Raw genomic sequence first — 12,821 nt, 5'->3', positions numbered from 1 at the left:
CCGCCATCGCTCCCGACCCGGCCGAGCAAACGCTGCTCACCCGCGTTCCGTCGCTCGCCGAGTCAGCCGACGAACACCGTGCGGCCGGCCGCTGTGGCCCGGCCTGTCGAGCAAACACCGTGCGATTCCAAGGAGACCGCAGAGTGATCCCCGATCTCGACCCCCTGTTCTTCCCCAAGCGGATCGGCATCGCCGGCCTGTCACCCCGCAAGGATTCGTGGGGGCGCATGACGGTGCGAAATCTGCGGCGTGGCGGCTTCAGCGGGGAGCTCGTCGCCGTGGCGCCGCGCAGTGCCGTCGAGGTGCCGTCCGTCGCCGATCTGGCCGAGCTCGACGCGCCGCTGGATCTGCTGCTCGTGGCGCTGCCCGCGGCCGTGGTGCCGGCGTTGATCGCGCGGGCGGAGGAGACCGCAGCGGTGCGTTCGGCGCTGGTGTTTTCCTCGGGCTTCCGCGAAAGCGGTCCGGTCGGCGCGCGGCTCGAGCAGGAGCTGGTGCGGGCCGCCGCGACGGTGCCGGTGGTCGGACCCAACTGCGTCGGGCTGCTGAGCCGGCCGGGTGGCACGGTCGCGACGGTGAGCGGGTACGCCGACCGGCCGAGTCCGCCCCCGGCCGGGCCGATCGCGGTGGTGAGCCAGAGCGGCGCGCTGGGCCTGGTCGTGACGAGTCTGCTGGAACGCCACGGCGTGTCGGTCGGCTACTACGCGAGCGTGGGCAACGAGGCGTGCCTCGGACTCGGCGAGATCGGGGGTTACCTGATCGAGCGGGAGGACGTGGCGACGCTGGGCCTGTACGTCGAGTCCGTCCGGGATGTACCCGGGCTGCGCGCGGTGGCCCGCCGCGCGCAGGAGCTCGGCAAGCACGTGGTCGCGTTGAAGGCGGGCATGAGCGAGGCCGGGCGGCGGGCCGCGCTGTCACACACCGCGGCGGTCACGGGTGACGCGCTGTTGTTCGAGCGGCTCTGCGACGACGAGGGCATCGTGCTCGCCCGCTCGGACGAGGCGTTCGCGGACCTGCTCCACACCGCGCAACGCCGCGTGCTCGTACCGGGCGCTCCGCGGCTGGCGGTCGTGACGATGACCGGAGGCGGCGGCGCCATCCTCGCCGACCGGCTCGCGGACGCGGGCGCGTCCGTCCCCGTGCTGGGCGAGGGAACTCGCGCGGCGATCTCCGCGCTCGGCGTGTCGACGCTCGCGTCGGACACGAACCCCGTCGACGTCGGCGGCGTGTTCGTGCGGGACGACGAAAAGCTGCCGGCACTGTTCTCCGTGCTGGCGGACGATTCCGAAGTGGACGGTGTTGTCGCGCTGTTCACGTTCGGCGACCAGAATCCGCGCCGGTACCGGGAGCTCGCCGGTGATCTCGCGGCGCTGTCCAAGCCCGGGTGGCTGGTGTGGGCAGCCGCGGCGCCGCAGCACCGGGCCACCGTGCCGCCCGGGGTCGTGTTCGACACGATGGAGAGCTTCGTGCGGGGCTTTCCGGCTGCGATCCGACGGTATCCGTTCGGTTTGCCGCCTGACACGGCCGTGCCCGCCGCCGCGCTTCGGGCGCTCGACCGGCACCAGGGAAAGGCCGTGCTGACCGAAGCCGACGCCCGTGATGTCGTGGTGGGCCTCGGGTGCGCGTACGCCCCGACGATGGTGATCGAACCCGGCGCCGCGCTGTTTCCCGCGCTGCTGGGTGATTTTTTCGCCGTGAAGGTCGATTCGCCGGACGTCGTGCACCGAGCCGCTTCGGGGTTGGTCCGGCTCGGCGTGGGGGCGGACGAGCTGCGGACCACCGTGGCGGCCCTCGCCCGCAAGGCGGCCGACGCGGGACACGGCAACGTGCGCCTGATCGTGCAGCCGATGCTGCCGCACCGCGTCGAGCTCGTGGTGGGCGCTGTGCGGGATCCGCAGTACGGGCCGGTGGTGGTGATCGGCGAGGGCGGCATGAACGTCGAGGATCCCGCAGCGTTCCGGTTCGCGTTGTTCGCGCCGGCCAGGCCCGAGGCGGTGGCCGACGCCGTCGCGCGGGTGCAGGCGCGGTTCGGGCGGGTGGACGGTGCGGCGCTGGCTGATCTCGTGTCCGCACTCGCCGCGTTGATGGCCGCACGGGGTGACGTGCGCGAAGTCGACATCAACCCCGTGCTCGTCCGGCCCGACGGTTCACTCGTGGCGGTCGACGCCCTCGTCGTCCTGGAGCAATCGCGGTGACCGGCGCTTGGGATCTGAGCCCGTCGGCGGTGGGCGAGCAGGCGATCGCGCGGATGCGGGCATTCATGGCCGAGCGCGTCCACCCGGCCGAGCAGGATGCGGCCGTGCTCGGTGTGGCGGCGGTGCTGCCCGAGCTGAAGGCCGAAGCGCGGCGCCGGGACCTGTGGAACCTGGGGCTGCCCGGCCGGGAGGTGGATCTGTCCACTGTGGACTACGCGTTTGTGGCCGAGCTCAGCGGCCGCAGCCCGGATCTCGCGCCGCAGGCCATCAACGGCTCGCCGCCCGACTCGGTCAGCATGCTCATGCTCCACGCCGTCGCCGACGAGGGGCAGCGCGAGCGCTGGCTGCGGCCGTTGATGAACGACGAGATCCGGTCCGCGTTCGCCATGACCGAGCCGGCCGTCGCGAGCAGTGACGCAAGCAACATCGCCACCCGGATCGAACGCCAAGGCGAGGAGTACGTGGTGACCGGGCGCAAGTGGTTCGCCGCCGGAGCGGCCGATCCGCGGTGTGAGGTGCTGTTCGTGGTCGGCTGTTCCGACCCGTCCGCCGACCGCCACCGGCGGCACTCGGTGATCGCGGTGCCGACTCGCCTGCCCGGGGTGAAGATCGTGCGCACGCTGAAGGTGATGGGCCGCGACAGCATCAACGCCGAGGTCGTCCTCGACGGCGTGCGGGTGCCGGCGCGCGAACTGCTGGGCCGGGAGGGCGAGGGCTTCGCCATCGGGCAGGTGCGCCTCGGCTCGGCCCGCGTCCAGCACTGCATGCGCCTGCTGGGCCTCGCCGAACGCGGCTTCGACCTGCTGAAGGAGCGCGCCCGCACGCGCCACGCCTTCGGCGGCCCCATCGGTGACAAGGGTTTGCTGCGCGCCCAGATCGCCGAGTGCCGCCTGGCCCTGGACCAGGCGCGCCTGCTCGTGCTGCACACGGCGAAGCTGATCGACGAGATCGGCCTCCGCGCTGCCCGGACGCAGGTGTCGGCCATCAAAGTCGTGGTCGTGCGGGCCGCCATGCTCACGCTCGACCGCGCCATCCAGGTCCACGGCGCCCTCGGCATGACCGACGACGTCCCCCTCGCCGAATGGTGGACACACGCCCGCTCCCTCAACATCGGCGACGGGCCCGAGGAAGTCCATTTGGAGCTGATTGCCAGGTCGGAGCTGGCTCGGCCGTCGGCGTAGTGGCGTGAGCCGCGGCCACACCGGCGGATACCCCGCCCCCGCCGGTGTGGCCGTTCCCCAGGTCTGGTGGCGGCGTGCTGCCGGTCGGTCGACCGGCCTCGGTACCGGCTTCGACGCCGTTTTTCGCAGGCCGGCGCGTTTGGGCTGTTCGCCTGCACGACGTTGTGCGGCAGGGCATGACCTGGTGTGCGTCGGAGTCACCGCCGGCAGGGATCCGGGAGGCCACCGAGGTGGTGAGGCCGGCCCTCGTCGTCGGCCGACCACGGGCAGACCGCCGACCGTCGACGGAAACCGTGGATCGGCAAGCATTCTCACTCGCCTGGCCGGGTCGGTCGCGGTGGCTGCGGCTCAGTCGAGGGTGGCGTCGTCGAGGAGGGTGGCTTCGGCGCCGTACTCGCGGAGTTCGTCGCGGATCACGGTGTAGGCCAGGCCCTGGGGGTAGCCCTTGCGGGCGAGGAAGCCGAGCAGGCGGCGGATGGCGGTCTGCTCGTCGACGTTGCCCAGGGAGGCCAGGCGTTTCCGCACGAGCTCGCGGGCCCGCTGCTCTTCGGCCTCACGGTCGACCTCGCCGGCGGCCTGCGTGGCGATCTCGTCGTCGACGCCCTTGCGGCGCAGCTCGGCGACCAGCGCGGTGCGCGAGAGGCCCTGGCCGGCGTGGCGGGCTTTGACCCACATCTCGGCGAACTCGGCGTCGTTGACGAGGCCGGCGCGGTCGAGTTTGCCGAGCAGGGTTTCGGTGGTCTCGTCGTCGAAGCCCTTGCGCTGCAGGGTCTGCCGCAGCTCCTGGACGGTCCGCGGGCGCGCGGCCAGCAGATCGAAGCAGATCTCCTTGGCCTTCTTGGCCCGCTCCTCCGGCGCCATCTCCGCCGGCTCCACCTTCGGCGCCCTCGCCACTACACCCTTCCTCCCTCACACACTCCGCGACCGCCGCCACGTGTCCCTCGGCAGGCAGCCCGGCCGCTTCTCCCCGCGACGCGATCACCTCAGCAACCCCGCCGAGCAACCCGGACCGAACAATCCGGCCGCCGCCCAGCGAGCCCACTCACACTCGCGCCGAACAAACGCCTACGCGGCCCGACCCGCCTCACCAGGCGAGCCACTCGCCCACCCCGCCAGACGAAGCGACCGTCGCGACGCCGACCACCTCACCCGTCGAGCCCACTCACCGACCCGCCAGCCAACGAGACAGCCCAACCCGGCCACCTCGCCCCTGCAAGGCCCTCACCGACCGGGCCACGGCCACAAACCCGGCCACCTCACCCGGCGAGGTCACTCACCAACCCAACCCCGCCGGGGGTCCAGGGGGCTTGCCCCCTGGCGGGGTGTGGGGGTTCGACCCCCAAAAGACACCTGAGTCGATCCTCCGGCGAGCGCACTCCGCGAGCACACTCCACCCCAACGATCGACTCAGAAGTCGACCGGTGCCGGAACCGCAGCTTCGGTGACCTCGGCGTCGACCTGGGCGCCGATGCCGAGCTTTTCCTTGATGCGCTTCTCGATCTCGTTGGCGATGTCCGGGTTGTCGCGCAGGAACTTGCGGGCGTTTTCCTTGCCCTGGCCGAGCTGGTCGCCCTCGTAGGTGTACCAGGCGCCCGACTTGCGCAGGATGCCCTGGTCGACGCCCATGTCGATGAGCGAGCCCTCGCGGGAGACGCCGACGCCGTAGAGGATGTCGAACTCGGCCTGCTTGAAGGGCGGGGCCATCTTGTTCTTCACGACCTTGACCCGGGTGCGGTTGCCGACCGGTTCGCCGCCGTCCTTGAGGGTTTCGATGCGGCGCACGTCGAGCCGGATGGAGGCGTAGAACTTCAGCGCCTTGCCACCGGTCGTGGTCTCCGGCGAGCCGAACATGACACCGATCTTCTCGCGCAGCTGGTTGATGAAGATGGCGGTGGTGCCGGAGTTGTTCATGGCACCGGTCATCTTGCGCAGGGCCTGGCTCATCAGGCGGGCCTGGAGACCCACGTGCGAGTCACCCATCTCGCCCTCGATCTCGGCGCGTGGCACGAGCGCGGCGACGGAGTCGATGACCAGGATGTCGAGCGCGCCGGAGCGGATCAGCATGTCCGCGATCTCGAGCGCCTGCTCACCGGTGTCGGGCTGGGAGACCAGCAGCGCGTCGGTGTCCACGCCGAGCTTCTTGGCGTACTCCGGGTCCAGCGCGTGCTCCGCGTCGATGAACGCCGCGATGCCGCCGGCCTTCTGCGCGTTGGCCACCGCGTGGAGGGCGACCGTGGTCTTACCGGAGGATTCCGGCCCGTAGACCTCGATGACACGACCCCGCGGCAGCCCGCCGATCCCGAGCGCGACGTCAAGAGCGATCGCGCCGGTGGGGATCACGGCGATGGGCGCGCGACCCTCTTCACCGAGGCGCATCACCGACCCCTTGCCGTACTGCTTGTCGATCTGCGCAAGGGCGAGCTCGAGCGCCTTGTCCTTGTCGGGTGCTGCTGGCATTGCGGTCCACCTCGCTGGTTGGCCTGTGTGGCTTGTTCGGTTGTCCAGATCAAGCTCTGTCCGGATCAAGCGCTGTCCGGTCCGACGCTACGGGGAGGGACCGACAATTCCCGGCACGGCGACCGATCTGTGGATCGCCTGCCCCCGGTGTGCACAACACTGTAGACGAACAAGTGTTCGAGGATTGCGGCGACACGCCCGTCCGCTAGAGTTTTTCGCCCTTCCGGGTCCCCCTCCCCAGGGTTCTGTCGTGAATCCGCAGGTCAGCGCCGTTCCGCCGGGATGTCGAAGGCTTCACACACTTCACGCCAGATCTGCTTCGCCGGGATTCCCGCCGCCAGAGCCTGGTCGACGGTCTTGCCGCCGAGCCCGCTGAGCACGTGGTCCTGGGCCAGCACCGCGGCCCGCCCGGGGCCGAACTCGTCCGCCATGAGCCGCCGGAAAACCGTGATACGCATCGGTCGAATGCTAGCTCGCGGTCTTCCCCGCGGCGCGAACGGCCCGTTCGCGCCGCGGCAGCGGACGAAAATACGTCACTGTCCGGGCTGCACGCTCTGTTCGAAGTAGTCCGCCAGCGTCCCCGGAGTCGGCGCGGCGCCCTGACCTGCGGAGTTCACCTGGTAGATGAACCCGACGAGGGGCCGGTCGGACACCGTGAACACCAGCACGGCCGCGTTCTGCCCGGCCGCCGACGAGTAGTGGCCTTCCAGCCCGTTGCCCTTCCACGCGGCCTCGACGCGATCACCACCCGCGGACGCGAGCAACCCGTCCGTGTACTGCTTCAGCACGGCCGCGGACGTGCCCTGTACGTACGTCACCTGCGTGCCCGCCCGGCCCGGCGCCGCGCACGTCGACGTGGCCCCGAGGCTCTGCGCGGGCGCGGCCGGCCCGTTGCCCATGCCCGGACGGCAGCCGCCGGTGTCGGCGATCTGCCCCGCGAGCTGGCGCAGGCACCCGGTGAGGCCCTGGGCGTCGGCCTGCCCGGGCGTGCGGCACTGGTCCGCGGTGTAGGTCCGCACCGACGAGGACGACGTGAGGAAGACCGTCAACCCCGCCGCGACCAGCACGACCACCGCCACGGCGACGCCGATCCACAGCTTCGCCCGGCTCTTCTTCTTCGGCGCGGCGGTGGCCGGAGCCGGCGAGTACGTCGGGAAGTTCGACGGCGCCGGCCCCGCGGGGAACGACGGCTGCGCGTAGCCGGCCGGGGGCTGCTGCGGGGGCGGCGGGTATCCGCCGGGCGGCGCGTACGCGGGCGCACCGGCCGCGACCTGCCCTTCCACGTTCTGCGTGCGCATCGACAACCCATCGCGCGCCACGTGCTGCGCGCCCAGCGCCACGGCTGTCTCCGGCTGGTCGAGGCTCGCCGGCACCACGCCGAGCTTCTCGGCGATCATCGACCCGACCAGCGGCAGCCGGCTCGACCCGCCGACCAGGTAGATGCCCGCGAGCCGGTCCGGTGTGAGCCCCGCCGTCCGCAGCGTGCGCGCGAGCAGCTCGACACTGCGCAGCATCGCCGGCCGCACCAGACCTTCGAGTTCGCCACGCGTGACAAGCACGTCCTTGAACGGCTCCGGCATCGGCACCTCGGTCTGCGGGTGCCGCGACAGGGCCTCCTTGGCCGCCTTCACATCCTCCTGCAACGCGCGCCGCGTGCGCCGGTCCGCCGTGGACTCGGGCCGCAGAAGGCGTTGCCAGCGCTGGGGATCCGAGTGCGACACCTCGCGGCCGACGTGCACCATCAGCGCTTGGTCCACGTCGAGGCCACCGAGGTCGGGCAGGCCGTCCTCGGCGAGCACGACGTAGCCGTTCTGGGTCGCGCCGACCACGGCGACGTCGAAGGTGCCCGCGCCGAGGTCGTACACCGCGAGCGCCTGGCCGGGCGCCAGTCCCTTGCCGGGGAACGACGCGAAGTGCGCCGCCGCGGCGACGGGCTCGGGCACCAGGACCACGCTCGCGCCGATGCCCGCGAGCCGCGCCGCCGACAGCAGCACGTTGCGCCGCACCGGACCCCACTGGGCGGGGTGGGTGAGGCGGACCTCGTCGGGCTGCTCGCCGCCGAGCTGCCGGGTGGTCTCGTCGAGCACGCGGCGCAGGATCGCGGCCAGCGCGTCGTTGACGGGGACGATGTCGGTGCCCAGCAGCAGCGTCTGCTCGTCGATGCGGCGCTTGGGGTTGGGCTCGAACCGCGTCGGGTCGAGGCGCGCGCGGCGTTCGGCGTCGCGCCCCACCATGATCGTGCCGTCCTCGCCCGCGAAGATCGCCGACGGCATGTTGGCCGACCCGTCCACCTCGACGACCCGCGGCGGCCGGCCGTGCGCGGAGAGCACCGCCACGGTGTTGGACGTCCCGAGGTCCACCGACAGGATCCGCACTGCTTACCCCCTAGACACGGCTTGCGCGGTGATGCTCCCACGTACGCGGCCACCGCGCGGGCAGACCCGCAGAACTGGTCGCTGTGGCCGACTCCACTCCGCTCAACCCACTCCGCTCAACCCACCCGCGAGATCGCGCCGGTTTCCGGATGGGGCGGTGCGATCGGCCCCCGGCCGATCCGACTGCCCCGTCCGGAAACCGGCTCAAAGGCGATCTCGCACGCCCCGCCGAAGGCGGGGCCGAAGAAACTGTCGGGGGTGCCGCGCATTATGGAGAACGTGGCAGCAGACGTTCTGGACCTCTTCTCCCCCGCGACCCGCACGTGGTTCGAGGGGGCGTTCGCCGCGCCGACCGCGGCGCAGCAAGGGGCCTGGCGGGCCGCCCACGCCGGGGAACACGCCCTGGTGGTGGCGCCCACCGGGTCCGGCAAGACGCTGTCCGCGTTCCTGTGGGCACTCGACCGGCTGTCGGTGGAACCACCGCCCGCCGAGCCGCGCAAGCGGTGCCGGATCCTGTACGTCTCGCCGTTGAAGGCGCTGGCGGTCGACGTGCAGCGCAACCTGCGCGCGCCGCTCGCGGGGATCTCGCAGGCGTCGCGGCGGCTGGGGCTGCCGGCGCCGGAGATCGAGGTCGGCATGCGCACCGGCGACACCACGGCGGCCGAGCGGCGCTCGTTCGGCAAGACGCCACCCGACGTGCTGGTGACCACGCCGGAGTCGTTGTTCCTCATCCTCACCTCGTCGGCGCGGGAGTCGCTGGCGGGCGTGGAGACGGTGATCGTCGACGAGGTCCACGCCGTGGCCGGCGGCAAGCGCGGCGCGCACCTGGCGGTGTCGCTGGAGCGGCTCGACGCGTTGTTGCCGAAGCCCGCGCAGCGGATCGGGTTGTCGGCCACCGTGCGGCCGGTCGACGAGGTGAGCTCGTTCCTGGCCGGGGGGCGCCCGGTCACGGTGGTGCAGCCGAAGCTCGCGAAGACGATCGAAGTCCGCGTCGAGGTGCCGGTGGAGGACATGGCGAACCTCGACGGGCCGGCGCCGTCGCCGATGGAGCGGCTGGAGAACCTCACCTCGTTGTCGCAGCTGCCCTCGGAGGGCGGCATCGGCACGCAGGAGGAGGTCGCGGGCGCGGAGGTGAAGCGGCCCTCGATCTGGCCCGCGGTCGAGGAGCGGGTGCTGGAGCTGATCCAGGCGCACCGGTCCACGATCGTGTTCGCCAACTCGCGGCGGCTCACCGAACGGCTCACCGCGCGGCTCAACGAGCTGGTGGCGGAGCAGACGCAGCTGCAGGTGGGCGACGCGTTCCCCGCCGAGGCGATCGGGCAGTCGGGGCTCACCACGGGCGCGGCGCCGACCATCGCGCGGGCGCACCACGGCTCGATGTCGCGGGAGCAGCGCACACACGTGGAGGAGGAGCTCAAATCGGGGCGGCTGCCGTGTGTGGTGGCCACGTCGTCGCTGGAGCTGGGCATCGACATGGGCGCGGTCGACCTCGTCGTGCAGATCGAGGCGCCGCCCACGGTCGCGTCGGGACTGCAGCGGGTGGGGCGCGCCGGGCACCAGGTGGGGGCCGTGTCGTCGGGGGTGATGTTCCCGAAGTTCCGCGGTGACCTCGTGTCGTGCGCGGTGGTGGCGGAGCGGATGGCCGCGGGGGCGATCGAGGCCGTGCGGTACCCGCGCAACCCGCTCGACGTGCTGGCGCAGCACGTGGTCGCGATGGTGGCGCTCGAACCGTGGACGGTGCCGGAGATCGCGGCGCTGGTGCGGCGGGCGGCGCCGTTCGCCGCGCTGCCGGACGACGCGTTGAACGCGGTGCTCGACATGCTGGCCGGGCGCTACCCGAGTGAGGAGTTCGGCGAGCTGCGGGCGCGGATCACGTGGGACCGGGTCACGGGTGAGCTGCGCGGGCGGCCGGGGTCGCAGCGGCTGGCGGTCACCTCGGGCGGCACGATCCCCGACCGCGGGCTGTTCACGGTGATGACGCCGGGCGCCGACGACAAACCCGGGTCGCGCGTCGGCGAGTTCGACGAGGAGATGGTGTACGAGTCGCGGGTCGGCGACACGATCCTGCTGGGCACGTCGTCGTGGCGGATCACGGACATCACCCACGACCGCGTGATCGTGGTGCCCGCGCCGGGCGAGCCCGCGCGGATGCCGTTCTGGAAGGGCGACGCGGCGGGGCGGCCGCTGGAACTGGGGCGGGCGCTGGGCGCGTTCGTGCGAGAACTGTCCACTTCGGACAGCGCGGCGGCGCGCGACCGGGCCGCCGCGGCCGGGCTCGACCAGCGGGCGTGCGACAACTTGCTGGCGTACCTGGAAGAACAGAAGGCGGCAACGCGACACGTGCCCAACGACCGCACGATCCTGCTCGAGCGCTACCGCGACGAGCTGGGCGACTGGCGGATCGTGGTGCACTCGCCGTTCGGCGCGCAGGTCAACGCGCCGTGGGCGTTGGCGATCGCCGCGCGGCTGCGGGAGAACCGCGGGGTCGACGCCCAGGTGGCGCACTCCGACGACGGCATCGTGCTGCGGCTGCCCGACGCGCTCGACGCCGAGGGCGGCGAGGTCACCATCGGCGCCGACGACGTGCTGCTGGACCCGGAGGAGGTCGAGCAGCTGATCGTCGCGGAGGTCGGCGGATCGGCGGTGTTCGCCGCGCGGTTCCGCGAGTGCGCGGCGCGGTCGCTGCTGCTGCCGCGACGGGATCCGCGGCGCCGCACGCCGTTGTGGCAGCAGCGGCAGCGGGCGTCGCAGCTGTTGTCGGTGGCGGCGAAGTACGAGCGGTTCCCCGTGGTGCTGGAGGCGATGCGGGAGGTCCTGCAGGACGTCTACGACGTGGGCGGGCTGCGGGAGCTGATGGCCGATGTGCGGGCCCGGCGCGTGCGGCTGGTGGAGGTGGAGACGCCGGCGGCCTCGCCGTTCGCGCGGAGCCTGCTGTTCGGGTACGTCGGGATGTTCCTGTACGAGACCGACGCGCCGCTGGCCGAGCGGCGGGCGGCCGCGTTGTCGCTGGATTCCGGGCTGCTGGCCGAACTGCTGGGCACGGAGGCGATCCGCGAGCTGCTGGATCCCGAGGCGGTGCGGGAGGTCGAACGGTCGTTGCAGCGGCTCGATCCCGACCGGCACGCGCGGTCGGCGGAGGACGCGGCGGATCTGTTGCGGTTCCTCGGTGATCTGTCCGTTTCCGAGGCTTCGGCGCGCGGCATCCAGCCGGAGTGGCTGGCGGAGCTGGAGGCCGCGCGGCGCGCGATCCGGGTGCGGATCGCGGGTGAGGAGCGGTACCTGGCGATCGAGGACGCCGGGCGGGTGCGCGACGCGCTGGGGGTCGCGCTGCCGGTGGGGGTGCCCGAGGCGTTCACGGAACCGGTGGAGGATCCGCTCGGTGACCTGCTGGGGCGCTACGCGCGGATCCGGGCGCCGTTCCCGGCATCGGCGGCGGCCGCGCGGTTCGGGCTGGGGCCGGCCGTGGTCACGGGGGTGCTCGAGCGGCTGACCGGGCAGGGCCGGCTGGTGCGCGGTGAGCTGAGCCCGGTCGGGCACCCGGACACGCACGGCGTGGGGCTCGAGTACTGCGACGCGGCGGTGCTGCGGCGGCTGCGGCGGGCGTCGCTGGCGAAGCTGCGCGCGGAGGTCGAGCCGGTGGAACCGGCGGCGCTGGGCCGGTTCCTGCCGTCGTGGCACGGGATCGGCGCGCGGGTGCGCTCGGCACCGACGGCGGACGACGTGCTGTCGGTGGTCGAGCAGCTGGCGGGCGCGCCGCTGCCGGCGAGTGCGGTGGAGTCGCTGATCCTGCCGAGCCGGCTGCCGGGTTATTCCCCCGCGTTGCTCGACGAGCTGACCACCGCGGGCGAGGTCACGTGGGCGGGCTGCGGCGCGCTGTCCGGCGGTGACGGGTGGCTGGCGCTGGCGCCCACGGACGTCGCCGATCTGCTGTTGCCGGAGGTCGAGGAGAACGCGCAGTCGAGTCCGCTGCACGAGGCTCTGCTGTCCACTTTGGAGGGTGGAGCGCTGTTTTTCCGGCAGCTGGTCGACCGCGTTTCGCCGCAGCTGGAGGCCCCGCCGAACGACGGCGACATCGCGGGCGCGCTGTGGGACCTGGTGTGGGCCGGGCTGGTCACCGGCGACACGCTGGCGCCGCTGCGCGCCCAGGTCGCGGGCCACGGCGCGCACAAACCCCGGCGGCAGGCCCCGCGCGGGCGCTACGCGCGCATGCGGGCCGGCCGCCCGGCGATGCCGTCGCGCACGGGCCCGCCGACGGTCGCCGGCCGTTGGGCCCTCACTCCCGCCCGCGAAACGGACCCGACGCGCCGGGCTCACGCCCGAACCGAGGCGTTCCTGGAGCGGCACGGCGTTCTGACCCGGGGCGCCCTCGACACCGAACGCGTGACCGGTGGGTTCTCGGGGATCTACAAGGTACTGCGCGGCATGGAGGACGCGGGCCAGGTGGTGCGCGGCTACGTCGTGGAGGGCCTTGGCGCGGCCCAGTTCGCGGCGAAGGGAGCGGTGGACCGGTTGCGGGCACTGTCGGGGCCCGCACTGTCTGAGCCGGCACTGTCTGGGACTGCGCTGTCTGGGCCTGCGCTGTCCGGTCCGGGACCGTCGGGTTCCGGACCGCAGGG

6 protein-coding genes and 1 pseudogene are annotated in these 12,821 nt (G+C 72.6%); 3 read left to right on the top strand and 4 right to left on the bottom strand.

The genetic code is table 11. The annotated features are described in order from the left end of the window. Positions 1 to 143 precede the first annotated feature (143 nt). Together ACWEOE_RS12470 and ACWEOE_RS12465 are read left to right on the top strand one after the other, a co-directional pair. Positions 144 to 2,192: an acetate--CoA ligase family protein gene (locus ACWEOE_RS12470; RefSeq protein WP_452007552.1), complete on the top strand. Its 2,049-nt coding sequence runs from the start codon at positions 144 to 146 to the stop codon at positions 2,190 to 2,192. Further along, on the top strand, positions 2,189 to 3,373 hold the full coding sequence (locus tag ACWEOE_RS12465) for an acyl-CoA dehydrogenase family protein (protein WP_452007550.1): 1,185 nt from the start codon (positions 2,189 to 2,191) through the stop codon (positions 3,371 to 3,373). The genes ACWEOE_RS12470 and ACWEOE_RS12465 overlap by 4 nt, the downstream gene beginning before the upstream one ends. Positions 3,374 to 3,721: 348 nt before the next feature. Here the strand turns inward: ACWEOE_RS12465 and ACWEOE_RS12460 are convergent, their stop codons facing one another. The 4 genes from ACWEOE_RS12460 to ACWEOE_RS12445 form a co-directional block, all read right to left on the bottom strand. Continuing rightward, the gene (locus ACWEOE_RS12460) at positions 3,722 to 4,249 is read right to left on the bottom strand and encodes a regulatory protein RecX (protein WP_452007694.1); all 528 of its coding nucleotides are present in this window, start codon (positions 4,247 to 4,249) and stop codon (positions 3,722 to 3,724) included. Positions 4,250 to 4,780: 531 nt separating this feature from the next. Further along, positions 4,781 to 5,830 carry a recombinase RecA gene (gene recA, locus ACWEOE_RS12455; protein ID WP_452007548.1) on the bottom strand — a complete coding sequence of 350 codons (1,050 nt, stop codon included), beginning with the start codon at positions 5,828 to 5,830 and terminating at the stop codon, positions 4,781 to 4,783. A 263-nt stretch (positions 5,831 to 6,093) separates the two neighbouring features. Next, the gene (locus ACWEOE_RS12450; RefSeq protein ID WP_452007546.1) at positions 6,094 to 6,288 is read right to left on the bottom strand and encodes a DUF3046 domain-containing protein; all 195 of its coding nucleotides are present in this window, start codon (positions 6,286 to 6,288) and stop codon (positions 6,094 to 6,096) included. 75 nt (positions 6,289 to 6,363) lie between these two features. Then, positions 6,364 to 8,205 carry an Hsp70 family protein gene (locus ACWEOE_RS12445; RefSeq protein WP_452007544.1) on the bottom strand — a complete coding sequence of 614 codons (1,842 nt, stop codon included), beginning with the start codon at positions 8,203 to 8,205 and terminating at the stop codon, positions 6,364 to 6,366. A gap of 270 nt (positions 8,206 to 8,475) precedes the next feature. Here ACWEOE_RS12445 and ACWEOE_RS12440 point away from each other — a divergent pair. Continuing rightward, positions 8,476 to 12,723: pseudogene (locus ACWEOE_RS12440) on the top strand (ATP-dependent helicase); the annotation flags it as partial. Positions 12,724 to 12,821: the final 98 nt, after the last annotated feature.

Source organism: Amycolatopsis sp. NPDC004368, from assembly GCF_053602515.1.
The sequence above is the reverse complement of the archived record's forward strand: the minus strand, read 5'-3'. Positions and strand labels throughout refer to the sequence as shown.

Bases quoted from the DNA above. Each gene is read 5' to 3' on its own strand.
- recA (WP_452007548.1), bottom strand. From the start codon at position 5,830: ATGCCAGCAGCACCCGACAAGGACAAGGCGCTCGAGCTCGCCCTTGCG.
- ACWEOE_RS12450 (WP_452007546.1), bottom strand. From the start codon at position 6,288: ATGCGTATCACGGTTTTCCGGCGGCTCATGGCGGACGAGTTCGGCCCC.